18 protein-coding genes, 1 riboswitch and 1 other annotated feature are annotated in these 23,971 nt (G+C 43.4%); of the genes, 8 read left to right on the top strand and 10 right to left on the bottom strand.

The genetic code is table 11. The features are described from left to right. Positions 1 to 35 precede the first annotated feature (35 nt). A riboswitch (TPP riboswitch) is annotated at positions 36 to 145 on the bottom strand. A 313-nt stretch (positions 146 to 458) separates the two neighbouring features. Beyond that, positions 459 to 1,280, top strand: a complete 822-nt coding sequence (locus tag ACQKMF_RS03065) for a protein-glutamine gamma-glutamyltransferase (RefSeq protein ID WP_402938936.1) — start codon at positions 459 to 461, stop codon at positions 1,278 to 1,280. A gap of 67 nt (positions 1,281 to 1,347) precedes the next feature. Here ACQKMF_RS03065 and rarD read toward each other — a convergent pair whose 3' ends face one another. The 7 genes from rarD to ezrA all read right to left on the bottom strand — a co-directional run bounded on the left by rarD (position 1,348) and on the right by ezrA (position 11,171). After that, positions 1,348 to 2,277 carry an EamA family transporter RarD gene (rarD, locus tag ACQKMF_RS03060; RefSeq protein ID WP_427571731.1) on the bottom strand — a complete coding sequence of 310 codons (930 nt, stop codon included), beginning with the start codon at positions 2,275 to 2,277 and terminating at the stop codon, positions 1,348 to 1,350. 80 nt (positions 2,278 to 2,357) lie between these two features. Beyond that, positions 2,358 to 3,959: an amidohydrolase gene (locus ACQKMF_RS03055; protein WP_402938942.1), complete on the bottom strand. Its 1,602-nt coding sequence runs from the start codon at positions 3,957 to 3,959 to the stop codon at positions 2,358 to 2,360. Positions 3,960 to 4,109: 150 nt separating this feature from the next. Next, positions 4,110 to 5,693, bottom strand: coding sequence for an acyl-CoA synthetase MbcS (gene mbcS / locus ACQKMF_RS03050; protein WP_427571729.1), 1,584 nt, complete (start codon positions 5,691 to 5,693; stop codon positions 4,110 to 4,112). Positions 5,694 to 6,597: 904 nt separating this feature from the next. Next, on the bottom strand, positions 6,598 to 6,804 hold the full coding sequence (locus tag ACQKMF_RS03045; protein WP_034309203.1) for an alpha/beta-type small acid-soluble spore protein: 207 nt from the start codon (positions 6,802 to 6,804) through the stop codon (positions 6,598 to 6,600). An 82-nt stretch (positions 6,805 to 6,886) separates the two neighbouring features. Beyond that, on the bottom strand, positions 6,887 to 8,098 hold the full coding sequence (gene thiI, locus ACQKMF_RS03040; RefSeq protein ID WP_427571727.1) for a tRNA uracil 4-sulfurtransferase ThiI: 1,212 nt from the start codon (positions 8,096 to 8,098) through the stop codon (positions 6,887 to 6,889). After that, entirely contained in the window at positions 8,095 to 9,243 is a 1,149-nt protein-coding gene (locus ACQKMF_RS03035; protein ID WP_427571725.1) for a cysteine desulfurase family protein, read from the bottom strand. The genes thiI and ACQKMF_RS03035 overlap by 4 nt, the downstream gene beginning before the upstream one ends. A 233-nt stretch (positions 9,244 to 9,476) precedes the next feature. After that, complete coding sequence (gene ezrA, locus ACQKMF_RS03030; protein WP_101222950.1) at positions 9,477 to 11,171, bottom strand: septation ring formation regulator EzrA; 1,695 nt, start codon at positions 11,169 to 11,171, stop codon at positions 9,477 to 9,479. A 168-nt stretch (positions 11,172 to 11,339) separates the two neighbouring features. On the opposite strand from ezrA, the gene hisJ reads away from it, so the two are divergent. Then, positions 11,340 to 12,143 carry a histidinol-phosphatase HisJ gene (hisJ, locus tag ACQKMF_RS03025; RefSeq protein ID WP_402938954.1) on the top strand — a complete coding sequence of 268 codons (804 nt, stop codon included), beginning with the start codon at positions 11,340 to 11,342 and terminating at the stop codon, positions 12,141 to 12,143. 14 nt (positions 12,144 to 12,157) lie between these two features. Here the strand turns inward: hisJ and refZ are convergent, their stop codons facing one another. Next, the gene (gene refZ, locus ACQKMF_RS03020) at positions 12,158 to 12,796 is read right to left on the bottom strand and encodes a forespore capture DNA-binding protein RefZ (RefSeq protein ID WP_101222952.1); all 639 of its coding nucleotides are present in this window, start codon (positions 12,794 to 12,796) and stop codon (positions 12,158 to 12,160) included. Between the two features lie 154 nt (positions 12,797 to 12,950). Here refZ and ACQKMF_RS03015 point away from each other — a divergent pair, with 154 nt between their 5' ends. Beyond that, a complete protein-coding gene (locus ACQKMF_RS03015) occupies positions 12,951 to 13,430 on the top strand; it encodes a GAF domain-containing protein (RefSeq protein ID WP_427571722.1) in 480 nt (159 codons plus the stop codon). A gap of 452 nt (positions 13,431 to 13,882) precedes the next feature. After that, entirely contained in the window at positions 13,883 to 14,485 is a 603-nt protein-coding gene (rpsD, locus tag ACQKMF_RS03010) for a 30S ribosomal protein S4 (protein WP_241592485.1), read from the top strand. Between the two features lie 96 nt (positions 14,486 to 14,581). On the opposite strand, the gene tyrS is transcribed toward rpsD, so the two are convergent. Beyond that, positions 14,582 to 15,838 (bottom strand): tyrosine--tRNA ligase, encoded by a 1,257-nt coding sequence (gene tyrS / locus ACQKMF_RS03005; protein ID WP_101222954.1) that lies wholly within the window; start codon positions 15,836 to 15,838, stop codon positions 14,582 to 14,584. A 65-nt stretch (positions 15,839 to 15,903) separates the two neighbouring features. Beyond that, positions 15,904 to 16,120, bottom strand: a binding site (T-box leader). 148 nt (positions 16,121 to 16,268) lie between these two features. On the opposite strand from tyrS, the gene ACQKMF_RS03000 reads away from it, so the two are divergent. Then, positions 16,269 to 19,295, top strand: a complete 3,027-nt coding sequence (locus tag ACQKMF_RS03000; protein WP_402938961.1) for a transglycosylase domain-containing protein — start codon at positions 16,269 to 16,271, stop codon at positions 19,293 to 19,295. A 132-nt stretch (positions 19,296 to 19,427) separates the two neighbouring features. Here the strand turns inward: ACQKMF_RS03000 and acsA are convergent, their stop codons facing one another. Next, positions 19,428 to 21,146, bottom strand: coding sequence for an acetate--CoA ligase (acsA, locus tag ACQKMF_RS02995; RefSeq protein WP_427571718.1), 1,719 nt, complete (start codon positions 21,144 to 21,146; stop codon positions 19,428 to 19,430). A 338-nt stretch (positions 21,147 to 21,484) separates the two neighbouring features. On the opposite strand from acsA, the gene ACQKMF_RS02990 reads away from it, so the two are divergent. The 3 genes from ACQKMF_RS02990 to ACQKMF_RS02980 are packed head-to-tail and all read left to right on the top strand — an operon-like array spanning position 21,485 to position 23,968. After that, complete coding sequence (locus ACQKMF_RS02990) at positions 21,485 to 22,117, top strand: GNAT family N-acetyltransferase (RefSeq protein WP_034309235.1); 633 nt, start codon at positions 21,485 to 21,487, stop codon at positions 22,115 to 22,117. A gap of 26 nt (positions 22,118 to 22,143) precedes the next feature. Continuing rightward, a complete protein-coding gene (locus tag ACQKMF_RS02985) occupies positions 22,144 to 22,794 on the top strand; it encodes an acetoin utilization AcuB family protein (RefSeq protein WP_101222957.1) in 651 nt (216 codons plus the stop codon). Further along, positions 22,787 to 23,968, top strand: coding sequence for an acetoin utilization protein AcuC (locus tag ACQKMF_RS02980; protein WP_427571716.1), 1,182 nt, complete (start codon positions 22,787 to 22,789; stop codon positions 23,966 to 23,968). Before ACQKMF_RS02985 ends, ACQKMF_RS02980 begins: the two co-directional genes overlap by 8 nt. The last annotated feature ends 3 nt before the right edge of the window (positions 23,969 to 23,971 follow it).

Here is a 23,971-nt window from a genome sequence, read left to right as displayed (position 1 = left end):
GAAGATGAATTCGGACGTTAACATACAAAACAGAAAGTCAGTAATAATATGTTCCCTCCGCTGGCATCATCCAGATCAGGTTCAAAGAGTCAGCATCTAAAGGATGCAATCTCAGCCAGCAGTACTGGCCCCCCTACATTTCTCGCACATATGAACTTTTCTCTCTCATTATATCAATTCATAGGGAAAAGGGAATACTAATTTGCTTCTTATCACTAATTGGAAAGGTATTCCTTACTCTTAAGGATATCTAGCAAAACATCTTTTGGAACGAAAATCATTGAAATCAATGTAATTCTGCCTCTTTTCATTCCAATCATTCTTGACTGCAGCGGTGGCTGACAATTTCTAAATAGTCATTTCATTGCAGGCATTCATATAATGAGCATTATCTGTAGACATTTATGTTTACTGGTTTTATAAACCGTTAATTTAATAAGCAAAAGGTGGATATGATCATGATAAAGATTAATCACAGATGGTTAGATGTCAGTCACATCCAACCAGGAATAGCATCTGCTAAGTCGCTTGAAATTCTCCAATTGCTGGATGAAGATACTAACGTTTTTGAATACCGGAATTTTGGAGAGTTTAATTTCGATATACAGCTGCGGCGCCATGTCATTGAGGCAGCGATTTCATTGAATAAAAGTGAGGTAGAATTTTCAACACTTGAGGAATCGCAATCCAATAAACAATATTGGCACCTTTCAAAGGGTGGCACCTTCACCCTTCAGCCAGGGATACTCCCTCATGCTGCACTTCTGGACATTTTCATGAATGGAAGGCTTTATGCTTTCGAATGCGGGACGGCAATAGTCGTCACTTTTTTAAAGGCGATTTTGGATTTGATCGGCCCTAGGAATTTCGATTACCTTTTTTCAAACCTTTTTTTATATGACTGGCGCCCTCCGGAGAATATGGCTCTTAATATTCATCAAGGAAGGGATTATTTACCAGGCGATTGCGTTTACTTCATAAACCCCGATCACGACGAGTCAACTCCTGAATGGCAAGGTGAAAATGCCATATTATTAGGGAATAACCTCTTTTATGGCCACGGAATCGGGATTACCACTTCACAGGGAATCATCAATGAATTGAATAGCAATAGAAAGCCGTACGCAACCAAATCAGCATTCCTGACAACGCATATCATTTTCCTGGATAGTTCCTTCTATAGTCAATTCCAACTAAATAGAGCAAAGCCCGATCACTGTCCTGTCAGCCTTTCCAATTGTATTGTTTCTGAAATAGGTTCGAAGATTTACCTTTCATGACCTCTTTGTTTTATATACCCGCATAAAAAAATGCTTGGGGAGAGATCTCCCAAGCATTTTTTCTTATTCATGCACCAATATTCCCTTTGCCTTTAAGCCTGCGGGCATTCGCCTGACCCCATTTCGTTATGGATAGTGTATAAACGGCCAAGGCTGACCATATGAACAAAAAGGCTAAAAGATGTGCTTTGGTAAAACTTTCATGATAGATGAATACGCCTATCAATAAAGATAAGGTCGGAGCGATATACTGAAAAATGCCAAGCATCGATAACGGGATCTTCTCCGCCCCTTTCGCAAAATATAAAAGAGGCAAGGCCGTGGCAATCCCGCCGCCCACCAGCAGCAAGCTTGTGCTCCCATCTGTAAAGAACTGCATTTCAGACCGGTTCATCAAGTAGATCAGGTAACCTAGGGCCAGAGGCGTTACCATCATCGTTTCAAGAGTCAGCCCGATCGCCGCTTCGGCCTTGATCATTTTTTTTGCCAGACCGTATAATCCAAAGGTCATGGCCAAAACAAGAGAGATCCACGGGATCGTGCCGAAATGAATGCCCAGGATCAAGACTCCGATTCCTGCAAGCAGGAATGAAATGATTTGGGCCCCGCTCAATTTTTCTTTTAAGACTATCACTCCCAATAGTACACTGACTAGCGGATTGATATAATATCCAAGGCTCGTGTCGAGGATCCGTCCTGTATTAACGGCCCAGATGAACACTCCCCAATTAGCTGTAACAAGCAGTGACGCCGTAAGTAATGCCACAAAGAGTTTGGGATTTCCCAATATGTTTTTGACATAGACAAGAAACGCCTGCCATTTTTTCATGAACATCAATAAAACCAGCATGAACACGAAAGACCATAATACCCTCTGAGCTAAAATTTCTATTGCACCGACTCCCTGAAGGAACTTCCAGTAAATCGGCACGATTCCCCACATCATGTAAGAAAGGGCTGCATAAATCGCCCCTTCTTTTTGTTCATCCACTTTCATAACAAGCCTTCTCTCCATTTACATTCCTTTATCTAATTCCATCTAACAATTTTGTATTTCCATTTCTTTTTTTGCAACTGTTAATTTTTATCATACATGATTTTATCATCGATGACCGTCATGACCGCCTCAGCTTTTAGGAGGTCATCCGGCGCAACAGCAAAGACATCCAGATTAAACACGGTAAAATCGGCATCGTACCCTTTATTGATCACACCGCGGCGTTTTTCCTGGCCGATTGCTGCAGCACTCCCTTTGGTATACAATGCGAAAGCCTCGTAAACGGAAAGCCTTTCAGACAAGCCATATACGGTATGGTCCTCACTATTGATTTTCATCCTTGTGACAGCTGCATGAATGCCCAAAATTGGATTTAATGGCTCAATGGGTGCATCCGACCCACCCGCACAAATGATGCCCAAATTCAAATAGGTTTTCCAGGCATATGAGGATTCCAACAGATTGGCTGGAACCTTTTCTTCCACCCACGGAAAATCGGACGGGACGAAGCCCGGTTGGATATCAAAGATTAACGGCAGCTTTGCCGCCCGCTGCAACAGCTCCGGCCGGACGATCTGTGCATGGATGAGCCGGTCCCTCTGTCCCTCTTGCGGGGGGAGTGACTCAATTGCATTCAAGACGTATTCAAAAGCGAGATCGCCAATCGCATGGACAGCAATCGGCATTCCGGCAGCCCTTGCTTTTTTCACCCATTCCTGAAGCTCGTTTTCAGTGAATATCGCGACTCCATTCGTATTCTTTTGATCTACATAAGGCTCGCTCAACAGGGCTGTTCGTCCCCCTAAGGAGCCATCCGTAAATATCTTCATGCTGTCGAATTTAATATATCGCGTACCTTTCTGATAACCGCCTCCTGCTGCCAGCATTTCTTCAAACGCTTCATGATGGACAAGCAAGTTCGCGCGAAAGGCCATTTCCCGGTCCTCGATTACCGATTTAAACGCCTGATATGTCGGCATGAAGCCATTATAGTAATGGAGGTCCTCAGTATGTCCGCCAGTCAAACCTAGCTTATATGCGTCTTCTATGGCCTCTGTGAGTGCGTTTTCGATATACTCTTGATCAATGCCGGGAAGACTGTCTAAAATAAGGTTCTGTGCCTGACTTTCTTTAAATAAACCATTTAAACGTCCGTCATGATAACGGCAAATCACCCCGCCTGAAGGTTCTTTAATATCTTCTTTAATATCCGCTTCCAAAAGGGCGCGGGAATTGACCACCAAGGCATGACGGCAAATCCTTTTCAATACGATGGGATGTTCCGTCGATATCACATCGAGCTCATCCCGTAATATCAATTCAGGACTCGGCCATTCGTTTTCATTCCACCCTTCGGCAACGATCCACTTTCCAGCCGGGGTCTTTGAGCACTTTTCCTTCAAGGATTTCATGATCGACTCCCTGCTATCCATCAAAGAGAGGTCTAAACGAAGCAGCCTTTCACCATGCCCGACCAAATGAAGGTGACTATCCACTAACCCCGGCAGCATCGTTTGTCCTTTTAAGTCGATTTCCCTGGAAATATTGCCGGCATACTCATTTTTCAAATAGCCCTGGCTGCCGGTATCAACAATTACCCCCTTTTCAGTGTAGACTGCCTCCACTTGATCATTTTCTTTAATCATCGTATAAATCGACCCATTGAACCATAACGTTCCCACCGGCTTTACACTCCTTATTAAATGATTGTTACTGTGCAGATATGCAGTAAGTGTACCATCTCATATCACGAATTCCCATATTTATGCTTTTACCTTAGCCCCTGTCAATAAAAAACGCCAGCCTTGGAGGCTGACGGTCATGCATTTCGATCAATTGTTAAGGAGTGCTTCTTCCCTTTTCCGTAAATCCACCCGTTTGATTTTACCTGACGTCGTTTTGGGCAGCTCTTCTAAAAATTCGATTTTCCTTGGATATTTATATGGGGCAGTCAATTCTTTCACGTGCGATTGAAGCGTCTTGATCAAGTCCTGGCTGTTCGGATCGATATCATCCATCAAGACGACATACGCCTTGACCACATTTCCCCTTATTTCATCAGGACTTGCTATAACGGCACACTCTTTAACATATGGATGCTTAACGAGGGCATCTTCCACTTCAAACGGTCCAATCGTATATCCCGAGCTGATGATGATATCATCGGAACGACCCTCAAACCAGAAGTAACCATCCTCATCCTTTTTCGCCTGATCGCCAGTGATATAATAATCCCCACGGAATTGCTGCGATGTCCGCTCGGGATCTTTAAAATATTCTTTAAAGAGTGCAGGTGTATCGACATGTACGGCAATATCCCCCACTACACCAGGAGAACAGGGCTTACCGGAATCATCAATGATATCCACATGGTTGCCCGGTGTCGGTTTGCCCATGGAGCCCAATTTAATTTCCATTCCTTTTGTTACACCTACCAACAGGGTATTTTCGGTCTGTCCATATCCATCACGCACTTCAATATGGAAATGGTTTTTAAAGACCTCGAACACTTTTTGATTTAAAGGCTCTCCCGCTGATACAGCACTATGAAGATGGGATAAATCATAGTCATCAAGGTTTTCCACCTTTGCAATTAATCGATACTCGGTTGGTGTGCAGCATAATGCATTCACTTTGTAGTCCTGAAGCAACTGTAGATACTTTTTCGCCTCGAACTTCCCATGGTAAGCAAGACCGGTCGCTCCCGTTCCTAGAACCGCCAGGAAAGGACTCCAAATCCACTTTTGCCACCCTGGACCCGCAGTTGCCCAAACCACATCCGTTTCGCTGATGCCGAGCCAGTTTGCAGCAGACGTTTTCAAATGTGCATAAGCCCAGCCATGTGTATGGACGACCCCTTTTGGATTTCCTGTCGTTCCGGAAGTATACGATAAGAACGCCATATCCCCACTCTTCGTGTCGGCCATTGTCAGCTGATCGGATTCTTTGCCGGCAAGCTCATTCAAATCCAACCAATTTTCGATTCGTTTTCCGATTGAGAATTTCAGAAGGCTTTCCGCTCCTTCTATTTCATTCAATTCATGAGTATATTCATGATAACTGATGATTCCTTTAACATCACCATGGTTGACTCGATACTGCAAGTCTTTCGCACGAAGCATTTCCGAACAAGGTATGACAATCATGCCAATTTTCAATGCGGCTAAATACACTTGATATGCTTCCACCAAACGAGGAATTATGATAAGGACCGTATCACCTTTACCCAGTCCTTTTTTCTTTAAGGCATTTCCAATTTTATTTGCACTTTTTAATAAATTCTCATATGTAAGTTGTTTTTTATCTCCGGTTTCGTTCTCCCAGAGTACGGCAACTTTTTCTGGATCTTTTGCATAACGTTCCATTTCACTCACTAAGTTGTAATGTTCCGGAGCCAATAAGTCTTCACGCTTCATATTCTTCCCCTCCAATTATGAACTCTTAGTACCTACTCATTATACAAGATACTTCTCTAATATTTCTATTTATTTTTACAAATAAATAAAGAGAGCGGGTTTAGGAACCCACTCTCTTATAGCCTTTTGACAACTCTTAAAGTGAGTTTGTCTGCAGTTTTTCTTTTTGAAAATTCCGCTGATTTCAGTAACCTGCTCCCTTTCCGCCGACTGTCTGCCAAGCCTCCTCGGCACAAGCGCCTGCGGGGTCTTGGCTAGCCAGTTATTCGGCAGGAGTGTCGCAAATCTCTTCCATCCTTTAAGAAATACTGTAAAAAACTATGAAGGATAATCTAGTTTACTTTTAAAATTTTGGTTCGGGGCGAGAGCAATTCGGAACTCCTTTTGCCGGAAAATTGATGGAACCCGCCAGACTGTAGACGAATTGGAGAAGATTAGCCAGTTTCCCTACAATATTTCTTAAAATAGAAGTTCCAGTGATTGGAACGTAAGGTACGAGACTCCTGTGGGAAAAGCGTGGCCAAGGGAGACCCCGCAGGCGAGCGCCGAGGAGGCTCCGCAGGCGAGCGCCGAGGAGGCTCCCGGACCGCCCGCGGAAAGCGAGTGCCTGGAGTGGAAATCATTACACATACCCCTTTCGGAAATCCGCTCTCTTTCCGCCGACTGTCTGCCAAGCCTCCTTGGCGCAAGCGCCTGTGGGGTCTTGGCTAGCCAGTTATTCGGCAGGAGTGTCGCAAATCTCTTCCATCCAATAAGGTTTCATATTATATAAAACAGTAAACAATTATGTAGTAAAACTAAGGAATTTATTAAATCGTTAATTATTCAGCCGTCCACGAATTCAGTCCGTAAACGTAAAGAGAGCGGGTGTTAAAACCCGCTCTCTGTAGCCATATTTATTAAATTATCTGTTGAAGCCTCCGCCTAATTGTTGTTCAGCCATTTGAACAAGGCGTTTTGTGATTTCTCCACCAACTGAACCGTTAGCGCGAGATGTTGTGTCGGCACCAAGTTGTACGCCGAATTCTGTAGCGATTTCATATTTCATTTGTTGTAGAGCTTGTTCCACTCCAGGTACCAATAATTCGTTTGAGCTGTTGTTGTTTGCCATGTGTTTTTCACCTCCTTGTGATTATAGAGTGTGTTAAAACACATGGCTTCATTCGCACTATTTTATTGGTAATTACAGGATATTAAAATAAGTCTTCCATCGCTTCTTCCTTATCGAAAGTCTGACCAGGTTTAACTGTCAATACTTCTGTTTCGGAGACTGCTTTTTCAATCAAGGAATCAAAGTCGACGAAGCTTTCATAGTAATTGACTTTTTCACGTTTCGGTTTCGTTTTTGGGCTTGCCGGCGTAAAGACCGTACAGCAATCCTCATACGGCAGATTGGATATTTCAAAAGTATCAAGCTCTCTTGCAATTTTGATGATTTCCGTTTTATCCATGGTAATCAGGGGGCGCAGGATCGGTGTATTCGTCACCTCATTGATGGCGAACATGCTGCTCATCGTCTGGCTCGCAACCTGCCCAAGGCTTTCACCGGTAATCAGTGCCATGGCTTCTTCCTTTTCACGAATTCGATCGGCGACCCGCATCATTAAACGACGGGTAGTAGTCATAGAGTAGTTTTCCGGGATTTGCTTTTGAACCAATAATTGGATTTCCGTAAATGGAACGATATGCACTTTCATGCTTCCATTTATTTCGGCAAGCTTGCCCGCCAAATCAATGACCTTTTGACGTGAACGTTCGCTCGTGAACGGTGGGCTGTAGAAATGGATAGCTTCCACGTCCAATCCCCGTTTCATCGAAAGGAATCCCGCAACAGGGCTATCAATCCCGCCTGAAAGCATCAGCATCGCCTTTCCGCTTGACCCGAATGGAAGACCGCCTGCCCCCTGGATGATTTCACCTGTCAAATACACGGCTTCGCGTCTCACTTCCACTAACAGGTTCAAATCAGGGTTCTTTACATCCACTTTTAAATCCTCTGTATTTCGAAGCAAATGCCCGCCGATTGCCCTGTTAATTTCATCGGTATTATATGGAAAATCCTTATCCGCGCGTTTTGTCGTGATCTTGAACGTTTTTACCTCTTCAAGAGTATGATTCAGGTAATACAATGCTGCCGTTTTCATCACTTCCAGATCACGCTCTATTTTTATCGCAGGGCTTAATGACTGAATTCCAAAAATGCCTTTCAATCGTTCAATGACAGGCTTATGGTCAGCACCGTTCAGGAGTACGTACATCCGCTCCCGGTTGGCTGTAAGCACTACACCTTCAATATCTTTTAAACTCCAGCGAATATGTGCCTTCATTTTGTCTACAAAGCCTTTACGGTTTCTTTTTTTCGTGGAGATTTCTCCATAACGGATAATTATATGATCAAATTTCATTTTGCAACCCTCATTATTTTTTCTAAATTAGCGACTATTTTCTGTATCGCCGCCAGAACTTGCTTTGCTTCATCCATTTCATTGCCATAGGTAGTACTGATTCGGATGACGCTTTCGGAACGAGCCGAATTATGGAACAATGCATCCACCGTTTTGCTTATCGTCCTTTTTTTCGAAGAACAGGCACTAGTTGTCGAAACATATATTCCTTCCGATTCTAGTGCATGCAGCAATACCTCGGATTTAAGTCCAGGAACGGAAAAATTCACAATATGTGGCGCCCCTTCTTCAGGACTGTTAACCAACACCCCGTCCATTTCCTTCAAACCTTTATATAAATAAGTTTTGATTTGCTGCAGCTTATCATGATACAGCAATTGATTGTTCATACTAATACGCAAAGCCTTCGATAGGGCGACGATTCCCGCAACATTTTCGGTGCCGCTCCTGATTTTTGTTTCTTGATTGCCGCCATGGAAAAGCGGATCGATCCGAACGCCTTCACGAACATAAAGGATGCCCGTCCCCTTCAAGCCGTGGACCTTGTGGCCGGAAATTGTACATAAATCCACATTGGCATCACGCAATGATAAAGAAACTTTGCCTGCTCCTTGCACATTATCGACATGAAAGAGCACGTTTGGGTATTGTTTTATCAATTTGCCGATTTCAGCAATCGGCTGTATCGAGCCAACTTCATTATTAACATGCATGACGGAAACCAGAATGGTATCCTCCCTCAATGCATCCTTTAGGTCCATTACATCAATTTGCCCAAATTCATTAACGGGAAGATATGTGATCTCATAACCCATTTTCGTCAATGATTGGCATGCATCTTCTACAGAAGGATGTTCAATCGCTGTCGTGATTATGTGTTTGCCGCGATTTCCCTGAAAGTGTGCGGTTCCTTTAATGGCAAGATTATTTCCTTCCGTCCCCCCGGAAGTGAAATATATTTCCGAACTCTTCACCTTTAATAAATCAGCGATTTGCTTTCTTGCAGCGGAAAGCAGTTTTTCGGATTGCACCCCAAGTCCATGAAGTGAAGAGGGGTTCCCGAAATAGTCCGAAGTAACCTTCATGAATGATTCGATTACTTCGGGATATGGTTTTGTTGTTGCACTATTATCAAAATAAATCATGGGCTCACCTTCCATGTTTTTGTATCTATGATGGTCACTCTACTAAATATAAGTTTCAATGTTGCTGTTGCAACATCTAATATTAACATAATTGAATTTGAAAGAGAATGTAAAACACTGGTCCATGAATGATAGGAGAATTGCTTCTTTTTATTCCTCAGAATGATTTAAACTTCCCACCTGTCTATTCACGGTCCATCCGGTAAAAGAAAAAAACCCGCCTTGGCGGGTTTTTAGGAAAGGACTTCTTCTATGTTCGCCCCGATTTTTCGTAAACTGCCTGGGTCGACCTTTTCTATGGCCGTTGCTGCCGTTTCCAACGCTGCTTGATATTCATAGCTTCGGAATTTCGCCTCGGCTTCCCTAAGGCTCTCGGCAACCATATCGTGACTGCTTCGATAGCGATTTCCGAATTGGATCACCTTTTCGGCCAAATACATATGTTCGATTAATTCTTGGGCTTTTTCGTGGACCCTATTCACCTGTTGAACCGCTTTTTCCAAATAAATATAAACAGCTGCCATGTCAAGCGGCTTTTCTTCAAGTTTCCCCTGGACATCATCCATGCTTTCTTTGGCATCAGATAGCACCAATTTATACTCTTCCGGAAGACCCGGAATATTGCTTTTTGCAATTAATCGTCCTGTATCGACCATTTTACGTTTCAATTCAGCCAGTGAATCCCTGGCATCCATTTCATCTTTCCGTAAAGCCTGTAATTTAATGGTGAAGTCTTTCTGATTTTCCTGTAATTCCTTCAACTGTGCAGCCAGCCCCTGCATCTCTTCGCTGATAAGGGAGCTTGCCATCACATTATCCTCCATTTTCAATACAAGCAATTGATGGCGTTTCGAAATCTGGGCAATCTGCTTTTCCATTTTCCGTTGTGCATCGAGCTCATTTTCCGTCAGATGATATGTGTGTTGAACATGTATGGTTTCAACTTTAAGTTTATCGTTTTCATATTCAAGGTCACTAATCGTTTTCCTGAGAACTTCATCATTTTTCAAGATATACTGTTTTGAAAGTACTTCTTTTTCCAAAAGGTCATAAAGCACCTCAATGCTTTCGCGCATATCTTTAATGCCTTTATCCACTGCTTCCGTTTCGGCATTTTCCAATTGTGTTTTATATAGTTCCAGCTCTTCCTCAAGCCGGGATATTTCCTGCTCGAATTGGATATGGCTCAACAGATACCCCTGTCCTGACATCTCCTCATAACCATCCTTCAATTCTTGAAGCTGGGAATGCAGCTCGGATTGGCTATCTACCAATAATTTCGGGAGCATTTCCATTTTAACCGACAGAACCGCCAATTTTTCCTTAATGGATAGAACAAGCTCCCTCGCATTCAAATAATTGCCATTCACGGTCTCTTCGTCATACTTTTGAAGGATCTGCAATACTTCATCCAAGGTACTTTCCAGCTTATCAGCAGCTTTCCCGTAATTATGCCTATGTGCAAGCAGGGATTTCTTCAATTGACGGTAGGATTCCTTGATATCCTCAATTTCCAATCGGTTTTTTTCCTCACTGCCTACGAGTTCATTCAGTTCGTATAATATCTTTTTGATCATTTCCTCGATTTCATTCAGCTTGACTGTAATTTTGCGCTGTACTTCTTTTGATCGGCTGAAACGGTATTTATCGACGAATTCCTCGGCATCGAATAAAAGCTCTTCGACTTCGGGCATATGATCAGTAATGATGGCGTCCCATTCAATGCGCCAGTTTTCGAACATTTCCTCTGTTTCACCTGTCATGTTCAATTGTTTGACTTTAGAAAGCTCTTCCAGCACGGGGCGGTGCATGATGCTTATTTTCCAGGATTCCAGTCGATCGATTTCTTTAAAATATCTCTTTTTGAAAAAATAACCCCAAATGATGAAAATCAAAATTAATACAATTACCCCAATTATGTAATCCATGGTAAGCCCCCTGTTCTAATCCTTACAGTCTTGCCCGTTTATATATCAATTTTAAAAATGTTAAATTTAATGCTTTTATGATACCATGTTAGCAATAATTTTTGACGAGAAAAATGTTTTTTTTGTAGAAAATTGCTACAAATACCTGTTTTTTGGGAGGGAAGGACCATGAAAGCTGACGGTCATGTGCACACTCCGTTTTGCCCTCACGGCTCTACGGATAAATTCGATGAATATATTACGCGGGGAATCGAACTAGGATTAAAGGAAATCACATTTACGGAACATGCTCCATTGCCACGAAATTTTCAAGATCCTACGCCTGAAAAAGACAGCGGCATGGACGCTGCCCTGCTCCTGGATTACTTTCAAGAGCTCCGCGTACTGAAAGAACGCCATAAAGACAAAATCCTGATCAAAACAGGTCTGGAGGTTGACTTTATAGAGGGTTATGAAAAAGAAACAAAAGAATTCCTCGACGAAATCGGAGAATTCCTTGATGATAGTATACTTTCCGTCCACTTCATCAAGCATCAAAGCAGTTGGCACTGCATCGATTTCAGCGAAAATGGGTTTGGTGAGATTGCCAATGAACTAGGTTCAGTGGAATCGGTGTATGCCAAATATTACGATACTCTGGAAAAATCAATAACAACTGATTTAGGCATTTATAAACCAAAACGGATCGGGCATATTACGCTTGTCCATAAATTCCAGCATCGATATCCGCCGGCTTCTAGTTTTGACGAGCGGGTTTACAAGGTGCTCGACATGATCAAAGAAGAAAGGTACGAACTAGATTATAATGGAGCAGGGCAGGTAAAGCCGCTATGCCGTGAACCATACCCTCCTGAACGGTTTGCAAAGCGTGCTTTCGATCTCGGCATTCCGCTTATTTACGGTTCCGATGCACATCAGGCTAAGGATTTGGGTCAGGGCCATCAGGCACTGATTGAAGGGTTCAATGGGTAACTCATGTATACACTTCAGCTCCGCCCGGCTAACAGTGGCTGTAGGTCGATGAAAAGGGTATCCTGCAAAAAACGTCCGACTTCATTGGCATATATATTCGTGTAATAGGCTTCCTGCGGGAACACATGAAGCACATCCATCGCATAATGGGTATGCAGGACAGGGGCCGTCAATAAACCCTTCAACTGCAGCATATACATGGGAACCGAGACCTGCTGGAAACTCCTGCTCTTGATCCCCTGTTCCAAAATATATTGAAAATAAGACTTTTCCTTTGTAAAATAAGTCGAATGAATTTCACGATTTAAATTGGAATCGAGTGAAGATTCCCCATATATGAACCGTGCAGCAAGGAAGTTTTCCCTCTGGAAAGCGAGAATATCCTTTACAAGATTCATCAAGCAATGCTGCGGGCCTTTTAGTTCCAGCAGTGTCATGTTCGTCTCAAGGACCAGGATATACTCTTCTAAATAGGAAGTGAAACAGAATTCCAGCAACCCCTGCTTATTCTTGAAATAGTAGGCAATATTCGCAGCGTTCACTTTGGCTTTATTCGCAATATCCCGTATGGATGTAGCATGATAGCCTTTTAAATGAAATAAATGCAATGCAGCTTCCACAATGGCTTGTTTCGTTGGCGTCTGGCGATTCATTCAGGCAATCCCTCGCTTTCTTTGAGACAAGTCTTGTGGACTATTTCTTCACGGAAGAGCCTGAATCCTTTAGTAAGTTCTCGACAATTTCCCAACAATAAAGCAACATGATTAGAAAGTGCTGTAAAAATATGCGGAAGACAGGTGAACGCTTTTGTTTAATGTCGAAATGTATCAAGAAAAAAAAGAAAATAACTATGATCTGGTCCAAAAGCAGCTTCTTGCCTTAATTGAAGATGAAACGAACCGGATAGCCAATTTAAGCAATGCGGCAGCTTTACTTAATCAGTTTCTTGATGAGATTAACTGGGTCGGCTTCTATTTATACGAAGAAGGCCAATTAATTTTGGGACCCTTCCAGGGCCTTCCAGCCTGTGTCCGCATTCCAATGGGCAGGGGTGTTTGCGGGACTTCAGCGGCGACTGAAAAAACCCTTCGCATAGAGGATGTCCACCAATTCCCTGGACATATCGCCTGTGATGCGGCATCAAGATCTGAAATTGTCATACCGCTCATGAAGGATGGCAAATTGATCGGTGTCCTCGATATCGACAGTCCGGTCACGGACCGTTTTGACGAAATGGATCAGCAAGGACTGGAGAAGTTCGCTGAAATCCTTTCCAGGCATCTATAAAGTTAAAGGGAGCGGCAATCCTTGCCTGCTCCCTTTTCCATTACAGGCCCCATGTACATGTACCCGGTCCTTCCTGAATTCTTCACAATATATAACGCCTCATCGGCCCATTTGATATTTTTCTCCATTCATTATCACGCTTACATTGAAAAAACCTCACAAAAAAATTGCCGTTTTTAAATTTACCTGCTGCGATTCTCTTTATCTACGCCTTTTAATTAATCACAACTGTCCTTGACTCATTGAGCTAAATATTATACAATACTCTTTGTGTAAAATATTGCAGCCTATGTGACAGCCTTTATGTTCTCATTTTGTTCCTCAATACAGAGGTGTATCTCGTAACCCTCTGCTGCTAGGGCGAAGGTACATGAAAACAAAATGGTCATAATCGTACATTCACACGGTTTTTATTTTACCAAAATAAAAACATTTAAAGGAGGAGTCATCCTATGGCTCGTTATACTGGCCCAAGCTGGAAACTATCCCGTCGTTTAGGAATTTCCCTAACAGGTACTGGTAAAGAATTAGAAAAACGCCCTTATGCTCCAGGACAACATGGTCCTAACCAACGTAGAAAAATTTCCGAATACGGAATGCAACTACAAGAGAAACAAAAACTTCGTCACATGTACGGAATCACTGAACGTCAATTCCGCACAATGTTCGACCGCGCTGGCAAACTTAAAGGTGTACATGGTGAAAACTTCATGGTTCTTCTTGAATCACGTCTTGATAACCTAGTTTACCGTCTTGGTTTAGCTCGTACACGTCGTCAAGCACGTCAACTTGTTAACCACGGTCACATCACTGTAGACGGAAGCCGCGTAGACATTCCATCTTACAAAGTGTCTCTTGGACAAACAATTTCAGTTCGTGAAAAATCACGTAACTTCTCAATCATTAAAGAATCAGTTGAAGCAACTAACTTCGTTCCTGATTTCCTTACTTTTGATGCTGAGAAATTAGAAGGTACTTTCACTCGTTTACCAGAACGTTCTGAATTGCCTGCTGAAATTAACGAAGCTCTTATCGTTGAGTTCTACTCTCGTTAATAACTTCAAAAACCCCATCCTTGGATGGGGTTTTTTTTGCATCTAAACACCCCTGCATGAGAAAGCCCGGCTGTAATTCAGCCGGGCCTTGAACAATCATTTCACTAATGTATATTTCTTTTTGCCGCGACGAACCAGGATGAACTCCCCTTCAATCTTAGAAGCTTCCGTCACTACATATTGCAGATCAGTCACTTTCTCCCCATTTATGGAGATTGCCCCATTCTGAATATCTTCCCGGGCTTGACGCTTTGATGGCGAAATTTTCGCTTCAACGATTAAATCGACCAAACCGATATCTTCCTTGCTTTCACGTTTGAAGCTAGGAACATCTTTGAAGCCCAATTTGATTTCCGCCGCACTTAAATTCTTCACCTCTCCGCTGAATAGGGCTGCAGAGATTTTGATTGCCTGGTCAAGAGCTTCCTGACCATGAATCAAACGGGTCATTTCTTCCCCTAAAGCTTTTTGCGCTTTACGCAAATGCGGTTCGGACTGTACGGATTGCTCTAACTCTTCAATCACCTCACGAGATAGGAATGTGAAGAATTTCAGGTATTTCACGACATCAGCATCGGCTGTATTGATCCAGAATTGGTAAAATTCATACGGAGTCGTCTTTTCAGGATCAAGCCAAATCGCTCCGCCTTCCGTTTTACCGAATTTCGTTCCATCCGCTTTCGTTACGAGCGGGATCGTCATACCGAATGCTTTTGCATCCTCATCATTGGATTTCCGGATCATTTCCAGCCCAGTCGTAATATTGCCCCATTGATCACTGCCGCCAATTTGCAATTTACAGTTGTAATTGCTGTACAAATGGCCGAAATCAATTCCTTGTAAGATCGTGTACGCGAATTCAGTAAAGGAAATTCCCGTATCCAAGCGGGAAGCAACCGTATCTTTTGCCAGCATGTAGTTAATGCCGATGTATTTCCCATAATCACGCAAGAACGTGACCATATCGATTTTACCTATCCAGTCATAGTTATTGACCATGATCGCACCATTTTCACCTTCGAATTCAAAGATGTGGGATAGCTGCCCTTTTATGCAGTCGGCATTATAGAGCACTTTTTCCAGCGTTTGCAGCTGGCGTTCCTCTTTTTTACCGCTTGGATCACCGATAAGTCCAGTCGCACCACCCACTAATACAATGGGACGATGGCCATGCTGCTGAAAACGGCGCAATGTCAAGAATGGCAATAGATGTCCGATATGCATACTATCCGCTGTTGGATCGACACCACAGTATAAAGAAATTTTCTCTTTTTCTAAAAGGTTCTTAAACCCCTCTTCATCCGTTTGTTGATAAATAATCCCTCTCCATTCGAGGTCTTTAAGCAATTCCATTTAATTTTCCTCCTCATCTTAGAAAAAAACCGCAAAAAGCACACAAAAACGCCCCTTCATAAATATGAAGGGACGAATGAATTCGCGGTACCACCCAACTTGAGGACATACTATGCCCTCCGCTCAAGACGAATAACGGTCGTCAACCGTTTCCTGCTACTAATCATTTCACAGCAAATGCTCCAGGAAGTAATTCATCATACTATTTGTACCGATTTCCACTAACCACCGGCTCTCTGAAACAGGGATAGTCTGACTACTGGGTCCTATCATCGCGATCATTTAATCATTTTATTGTTGTTAATAAACTTTTATCATACATAAGATTCCTTGTCAACATACCCTTACAGATTATAGAAAAATAAGAAAGATGCCCTTTCCCCTACCTGTTGTATGCTATAATATATGTGATTTCAGGGGGTATGATACGATGAATAATAATCAAAAAGATAGATTTCTAACAGTCTGGAAGCAGCTGACCCGTTTTTTTCAAAATGAAAAAACACATAAGAACGCGCGGGTTACATACCAAGTCATTTGGAATTTAACGCTGATCTTCATTATTGTCGGGATTCTAGGATTCTCATTCGCCGGCGGCGTCGGAGCCGGCTATTTCGCTGCCCTCGTCAATGATGAGCCGGTACGCTCAAAAGAAGATTTGAAAAAAGACATTTACAATTATGAAGAGACCTCTGAAGTATACTTTGCTGATGAAGTATACTTGGGCAAGCTTAAGAGTGACCTTGAGCGTGAAGAAGTGTCCATCGATAAAGTTTCCGAGCATCTAAAAAATGCAGTCATCGCTACTGAAGATGAGTATTTTTATGAGCATGACGGGGTTGTTCCGAAAGCTATCCTGCGTGCGATTTACCAGGAATTTTCGAATGCAACCGTCCAATCGGGAGGAAGTACATTAACACAGCAGCTCATTAAAAACCAGGTCCTGACCAACGAAGTATCGTTTGAACGGAAAGCAAAAGAAATCCTGCTTGCGCTCCGGGTCGAAAAATTCTTTGAAAAAGAAGAGATTTTGGAAACGTACTTAAACGTCTCCACTTTGGGACGAAACTCTTCAGGCCGTAACATCGCCGGGGTCGAGTCCGCCGCTGAAGGTATTTTTGGCGTGGAGGCCAAAGATCTGACACTGCCCCAATCAGCCTTTATCGCTGGATTGCCGCAAAGCCCTTTCGGATATACACCATATACCCAGAAAGGAAAATTGAAGGAAAATCAAGTGCCCGGCATCAACCGGATGAAAACCGTTTTAAAGCGGATGTATAGTAACGGATACATAACAAAAGCAGAATATGATAAAGCAAACGCATACGACATTACAAAAGACTTTATCGGTAAAACGGAGATGCCGTCGGAGAAATATCCATGGCTCACCTATGAAATCGAAAAACGCTCCATCGAAATCCTATCTGTCAGTCTGGCAAAAGAAGATGGATATGAAGAGAAAGATTTAAAGAATGATGATTTAAAAGCTCAATATCTAGCACTTGCCGATCGTAAGCTCCGGCAAAACGGCTATCAGATTTATACGACAATCGATAAAAAGATTTATGACAAGATGCAGGAAGTTACGAAAAACTATCCGAATTATGGATACGATAAAACGGCACAAGTCGTCGATCCAGATACGAAGGAAATGAAAACGGTGGGTGAGCCCGTTGAAGCCGGGGCCATTCTCATCGAAAATAAAACAGGAAAAATCATCAGTTTCGTAGGCGGCCGTGATTTCAAGCGGGAACAGACGAACCACGCCACCGCATCATTGCGATCGAACGGATCTACGATGAAGCCCTTGGTGATATATGGTCCAGGCATCGAGCTAGGCAAGATCTCGCCTGGCAGCGTATCGGCTAATGTGCCGATTTCCATTCCAACAGGCGGCAAACCGTGGAGTCCAGGAAACTATGGCGGCGGCAGCTATACGGGAGTATCGACTGCCCGCGAGGCCCTGAAGAATTCCTACAATATCCCGGCAGCGCTCTTTTACAAAAAAATAATCAACCTGAGCCCCGCTTCGTATTTGGAAAAAATGGGCTTCTCCACCGTGACGAAAGGGGATTACTCCAATCTTGCCTTGTCATTAGGTGCGATGGAAAAAGGTGTAACCGTTGAAGAAAACGTCAATGCATTTGGTACATTTGCCAATTCAGGAGATTTCATCGATGCTTATATGATCGATAAGATCGTTTCGAAAGATGGCAAAGTCATCTATCAGCATAAAGTGAAACCAGTGGATGTTTTCTCTCCGCAAGCCGCTTACTTGACGCTTGATATGATGCGTGATGTCGTAAACAGCGGGACGGCGTCCTCGGTCAGGAACCGACTTGCCTTCTCAAGCGATTGGGCAGGTAAGACCGGTACTTCACAAAACTATTGGGACGCTTGGTTCGTCGCTACGAATCCCAATGTATCATTCGGTACATGGCTGGGATATGATACACCGAAATCCTTGCAAGGGACCTATAATGGTCTTGAATATAATAAACGTAATATGTATTATTGGGCAGATCTGATCAATGCCGCATATAAAGTCGACCCTAAACTTATCGACCCCGATAAGCGATTTGAAATGCCGGGCGGAATTGTCAGCCGTTCCTTCTGTGGCGTTTCAGGACTGCTTCCTTCAAGTTCATGCCAAAAGGCCGGGCTTGTCAAATCGGATTTATTCATCGCGAAATATGCTCCATCCAGGGCGGATGATAGTTTCATAGATGGACAATATGTATCAGTCGGCAGCAAACGCTACGCAGCCCTTCCGCAAACGCCTGGCGAATTCACAAGCGGCGGGTTCATGTTGAATCCAGATTCATTTGCAGATATCGGATTGAGATATGTCGTTGACCCGGGCTCCGTGATTCCTGGAGCCGAAAAATCAGGAAATGTCGTCGGGGCGACAGCGAAATTGAATGATAATGGCAAAGCACCAGATCCCCTATCCATAACGATCGGTAACGATAAAATTACATGGGGCTTGCATGATGAAGGAGATGTCGTCGGTTATCGTGTCTATAAAGACGGCAAGAAAGTGGCGAGCATCAATGCTGGGGAGAGCCTTGTTTATAAAGTCGGCTCAGGCGGTTCCTATTATGTAACGGCCGTAGACATAGTCGGCAAAGAATCAGCCCCTTCTCAACGTGTTGAAAGCGGCGCTAAAAAGACCGGTTCAAAAGAAGATTCCACAAAAACTAAAGATGATCGTGGAAAAGATAAAATAGCTAACGAAGATAAAAAAACAGACTCAAAAGAAGAGAACGGTTCAGATAAAGTAAAAGAAAAAGAACCAGAAAAAGAAACGCAAACGGATAATAATAAAGAGCCAGCTCAAGATAAAGATCAAAACAAAGAGAATACAGATCAGGAAAATCAAGAGACCGACAAAGAGCAAGGCACCGTCAATGATAAAGAGCAAGACACGGATAAAGCTGAAGAAGAGGAAGAATGACACTCTTTCTTGAACTAAAAACAGGCTGTCGGTTACCCCGACAGCCTGTTTCCTTATACTCTCCCCAAAAAGGCATCCATGGAAGTGACCATGGATGCCTTTTCCTTCTCAATAATCAGTAAGACTAAGTTTTCAATCCTCCATCGATGATAAATCACCAGTTGGCAGATCAAGTTCCCAAGCTTTCAAGACACGGCGCATGATTTTACCGCTTCTTGTTTTAGGAAGTTTATCCCTGAATTCAATTTCACGAGGTGCCGCATGTGCTGCTAGACCATGCTTTACAAATGTACGAATTTCCTCAATCAATTCATCGTTTGCCTCGTATCCGTCACGAAGTGCGATGAACGCTTTGATAATTTCCCCCCGAACCGGATCCGGCTTACCGATGACCCCCGCTTCGGCTACGGCTGGATGCTCGACCAATTTGCTTTCCACTTCGAAAGGACCTACCCTCTCCCCTGCCGTCATGATGACATCATCAACACGGCCTTGGAACCAGAAATAACCATCTTCATCCATATATGCGGAATCTCCTGAAACATACCAATCACCTGGCATAAAGTAAGATTCATATTTAGCTTCATTCTTCCAGACGGTCTTCATCATCGAAGGCCAGCCTTTCTTGATGGCAAGGTTCCCCATTCTATGCGGCGGAAGCTCGTTGCCTTGATCATCCACTATTGCCGCCTTCACACCTGGAATCGGTTTGCCCATCGAGCCAGGTTTGATTTCCAGGCAAGGATAATTGCAGATGACCTGTGCCCCGGTCTCCGTCATCCACCATGTATCATGGATACGGTGATTGAATACCTTCATTCCCCAGCGCACCACTTCCGGGTTCAACGGTTCACCCACACTTAATATATGGCGGAGAGAACTCAAATCGAACCGCTTAACGATTTCGTCACCTGCGCCCATCAGCATCCTGAAGGCAGTCGGGGCACTATACCATACCGTGACACCAAAGTCCTCCAAGGTCTTGTACCAGGATTCAGGCTTGAACCGCCCGCCTACAATGACATTCGAGGTCCCTGTCAGCCAAGGTCCAAATATCCCGTAAGACGTCCCTGTCACCCACCCAGGGTCCGCTGTGCACCAATACACGTCCTCATCCTGCAAATCAAGGACCCACCTTGCCGTTTGATAATGCTGGATCATCGCATTATGAACGTGCAGCACTCCTTTTGGTTTGCCTGTGGAACCTGAGGTGTAGTGAAGAATCAGACCGTCATTCCGATCCACCCATTCAATTTCGAATTTTTTGTCGGCTTCTTTTAATTTTTTATTGAAGTTATGGTAATTTCCTTCTTCTTTTATATTTTCCCCCACCAAGAAAATATGCTTTAAATGGGGTAATTCATCCACCGGGACACGCGGCAAAAGTTCAGGTGTCGTCACTATCACACTTGCCTCACTATCTTCAAGACGGTCCCTTATGGCTCCTTCCATGAAGGCTTCGAACAACGGCCCTACGACCGCTCCCGTTTTAATCGCACCCAACAATGCAAAATAAAGCTCCGGGGAGCGAGGCATGAAGATGAAAACACGATCTCCTTTTTCCACATTGGCAATGTTCTTGAACACATTGGCCGCTTGATTCGTATAATCTTTCATTTCCTTGAATGTATACTTTTCATTTCTTTTATCGTCTTTGTAATAAAGGGCCACTTTATTCTTTTTGTATGTTTCGACATGGCGGTCAATGGCTTCATACGCAAGATTCACTTTACCGGTTTCAGACCAGGAGAATTCCTTTTCCGTCTCAGACCAGTCAAACTCATTGTATTTTTCATCATAATTCTTTAAATTAAAATTACCTTCCACTACTGGTAACGCTTTCACATTCATACGACAAACTCCCCCTTCATTCGGCTCTATATTTTTATTATAGTATAAGAATCGAATTATCTCAATTTTTAAAATATTGAATACTTCCATATAAGGGAAATCCCTTCTTGGTGAATTTTGAAAGCAACTGGTATATTGTTATGGTTAAGGCGAATCCATATGATGGCCGTGAAAGACGAAGCACTGTAACAAAAGCGCCTTGAACTTTCTGAATTATGCCCCTCGTTTTCATGTATAATTTATGTAAGCTTTCCATTCGGTCAGTTTTTAAAAGCAATGCTTCGTATACTCCGGAATGCGAGAGTGTAAGATTACTATATAACAAGGGTGGTGAAAGAATGGAATATAGTAAGACCTTTTACACTAAGGAACTGCAGACATTAAGCGGAACGCTCATCATCGAGGGGCCGTTAAGTGGCGAAAAAATGTCCGCTTATGAGTTTCACGAAGACTTGGTCGCCTTTCGCCCGCCTGCTTTGCAGCATAAAGCGTTAATAGAGATTGCAGACTTGCCTGAGGGCAGGATCTTTATTGCCCGTGAAAATGAAACAATCGTGGGTTATGTAACTTACTTATATCCCGATCCCTTGGAGCGCTGGTCTGAAATCAAGATGGAGGACCTGATTGAGCTTGGTGCAATCGAGGTCATCCCTAAATACCGGGGTGCCTCCGTCGGGAAAAACCTAATCCGCCTTTCCATGGAAGACGATTCGGTTGAAGACTTCATCATCATCACCACTGAATACTATTGGCATTGGGATTTGAAAGGGACAGGTCTGAATATTTGGGACTATCGCAAGGTCATGGAAAAAATGATGAGTGCCGGTGGTTTGGTCTACTTTGCAACAGATGACCCTGAAATCAGTTCCCACCCGGCCAACTGTCTGATGGCCCGTATTGGCAAAAGGGTCCCGCCGGAATCCATCCAGAAATTCGACCAATTGCGTTTTATGAATCGGTTTATGTATTAAAGAGGCGAGTAAGAGGAGGAAGGAAAATGATTGTTGAAACAATAATGAATGAGGATATTATCACCCTCACTCCAACCGATACAATCCATAGCGCTGTCTTGATCATCAAGGAGAAGCGAATTCGCCATATCCCCATTGTCGATGACAGCTTTCAACTTGTGGGATTAGTCAGCGACCGTGATATTCGGGATGCTGCCCCTTCTATATTCCGTACCGAAGAATACAAAAATGATTTACAAAAACCACTATCAAGCATCATGAAAACGGAAATAATCACAGGGCACCCGCTGGATTTCGTGGAAGAAATCGGGGCTGTTTTCTGTGATAACAATATCAGCTGCCTTCCAATCGTAAAGGGAAGGAAGTTAGTGGGAATCATAACCGGTTCTGATTTACTTCATTCATACGTTGAGTTGACTGGAGTCAATCAGCCCGGTTCCCAAATCGAAATCAGAATCCCGGATAAGGCAGGTTCCCTTCATGATATTGCCCATATTTTCAAAAGGCGCAATACGAATATCCTGAGCACCCTCGTTTATCCTGAAAAAAATGGAACCGACTATAAAATTCTTGTAATTCGTGTACAGACGATGAATCCATTTATGGTGGTGGAGGATTTGAAGAAAGAAGGCTATACCGTTTTATGGCCTAGTCTACCGGGGTTTTCACATGAATGATACATCCCTTTTCGTATATTCGGATGAACTCCTTACCTACAAATTCAACGATGAGCATCCATTCAATCAAAAACGGCTTAAACTCACGCTTGATTTATTAAAAAAACACCATGCAATCAATGATGATCAAATTATCAAGCCCAGAATGGCAACAGATGCAGAATTGGAACTGATTCATGATCACTATTATGTAAACGCTGTCAGGTTGGCAGGCCAGGGAAAGCTCCCCCCTGAAAAGGCTGTGAATTATGGGCTAGGAACGGAGGATACCCCCATCTTCCCCAAAATGCACGAAGCAAGTGCATTGCTTGTAGGCGGTACCTTAACGGCTGTGGATGCCGTCATGACCGGCCAGTCCCTGCACGCACTTAATCTTGGCGGTGGCCTGCATCACGGTTTCCGCGGAAAAGCCTCGGGCTTTTGCATTTACAACGATAGTTCGGTCGCGATTAAATACCTGCAAAAAAAATATGGGGCGCGTGTCTTGTATGTCGATACCGATGCACATCATGGTGATGGAGTCCAATGGTCATTTTATGATGACCCGGATGTTTGTACACTATCCATCCATGAAACGGGCCGCTACTTATTTCCCGGCACCGGCAATATTAACGAGCGAGGCCAGGGAAAAGGCTACGGCTATTCATTCAACATCCCGGTCGATGCGTTCACTGAAGATGAATCATGGCTCGATTGCTACATGGCTTCCTTTAAAGAAGTCATTGAATTCTTCAAACCGGATGTCATATTAACGCAAAACGGAGCCGACTCCCATTATTACGATCCGCTCACCCATTTATCAGCCACCATGAAAATTTATAGGGAAATACCAAAGCTGGCCCACGAAATGGCCCATAAGTATTGTGAAGGACGGTGGATTGCAGTGGGCGGCGGTGGATATGATATATGGCGCGTCGTCCCGAGGGCTTGGGCGAGGGTCTGGCTTGAAATGACGAATAATGATATATCAGGTCCCCTATCAAAGGAATGGCTCGATTGCTGGCAGCCTGAGTCCCCTGTTCCCCTGCCGAATGAATGGGATGACATGGAGGATATATATGAACCCATTCCGAGGAAGCCTGAAATTACCGAGAAGAATGCCCTGACGCTTGAAAAGGTCCTTTATCCCATTAGGTCTTCCAGGCAAACAACGAAAAGCAATGAACAAAGTTAACCA

The sequence above is a fragment of the Peribacillus sp. NPDC101480 genome, from assembly GCF_050277335.1.
Taxonomy (GTDB): Bacteria; Bacillota; Bacilli; order Bacillales; family DSM-1321; genus Peribacillus.
The sequence above is the reverse complement of the archived record's forward strand: the minus strand, read 5'-3'. Positions and strand labels throughout refer to the sequence as shown.

Bases quoted from the DNA above. Each gene is read 5' to 3' on its own strand.
- ACQKMF_RS02985 (WP_101222957.1), top strand. From the start codon at position 22,144: ATGATTGTTGAAACAATAATGAATGAGGATATTATCACCCTCACTCCA.
- thiI (WP_427571727.1), bottom strand. From the start codon at position 8,098: ATGAAATTTGATCATATAATTATCCGTTATGGAGAAATCTCCACGAAA.
- ACQKMF_RS03065 (WP_402938936.1), top strand. From the start codon at position 459: ATGATAAAGATTAATCACAGATGGTTAGATGTCAGTCACATCCAACCA.
- acsA (WP_427571718.1), bottom strand. From the start codon at position 21,146: ATGAATGTGAAAGCGTTACCAGTAGTGGAAGGTAATTTTAATTTAAAG.
- rpsD (WP_241592485.1), top strand. From the start codon at position 13,883: ATGGCTCGTTATACTGGCCCAAGCTGGAAACTATCCCGTCGTTTAGGA.
- hisJ (WP_402938954.1), top strand. From the start codon at position 11,340: ATGAAAGCTGACGGTCATGTGCACACTCCGTTTTGCCCTCACGGCTCT.
- ACQKMF_RS03000 (WP_402938961.1), top strand. From the start codon at position 16,269: ATGAATAATAATCAAAAAGATAGATTTCTAACAGTCTGGAAGCAGCTG.
- mbcS (WP_427571729.1), bottom strand. From the start codon at position 5,693: ATGAAGCGTGAAGACTTATTGGCTCCGGAACATTACAACTTAGTGAGT.
- refZ (WP_101222952.1), bottom strand. From the start codon at position 12,796: ATGAATCGCCAGACGCCAACGAAACAAGCCATTGTGGAAGCTGCATTG.
- ACQKMF_RS03035 (WP_427571725.1), bottom strand. From the start codon at position 9,243: ATGATTTATTTTGATAATAGTGCAACAACAAAACCATATCCCGAAGTA.
- tyrS (WP_101222954.1), bottom strand. From the start codon at position 15,838: ATGGAATTGCTTAAAGACCTCGAATGGAGAGGGATTATTTATCAACAA.
- ACQKMF_RS02990 (WP_034309235.1), top strand. From the start codon at position 21,485: ATGGAATATAGTAAGACCTTTTACACTAAGGAACTGCAGACATTAAGC.
- ACQKMF_RS02980 (WP_427571716.1), top strand. From the start codon at position 22,787: ATGAATGATACATCCCTTTTCGTATATTCGGATGAACTCCTTACCTAC.
- ACQKMF_RS03045 (WP_034309203.1), bottom strand. From the start codon at position 6,804: ATGGCAAACAACAACAGCTCAAACGAATTATTGGTACCTGGAGTGGAA.
- ezrA (WP_101222950.1), bottom strand. From the start codon at position 11,171: ATGGATTACATAATTGGGGTAATTGTATTAATTTTGATTTTCATCATT.
- rarD (WP_427571731.1), bottom strand. From the start codon at position 2,277: ATGAAAGTGGATGAACAAAAAGAAGGGGCGATTTATGCAGCCCTTTCT.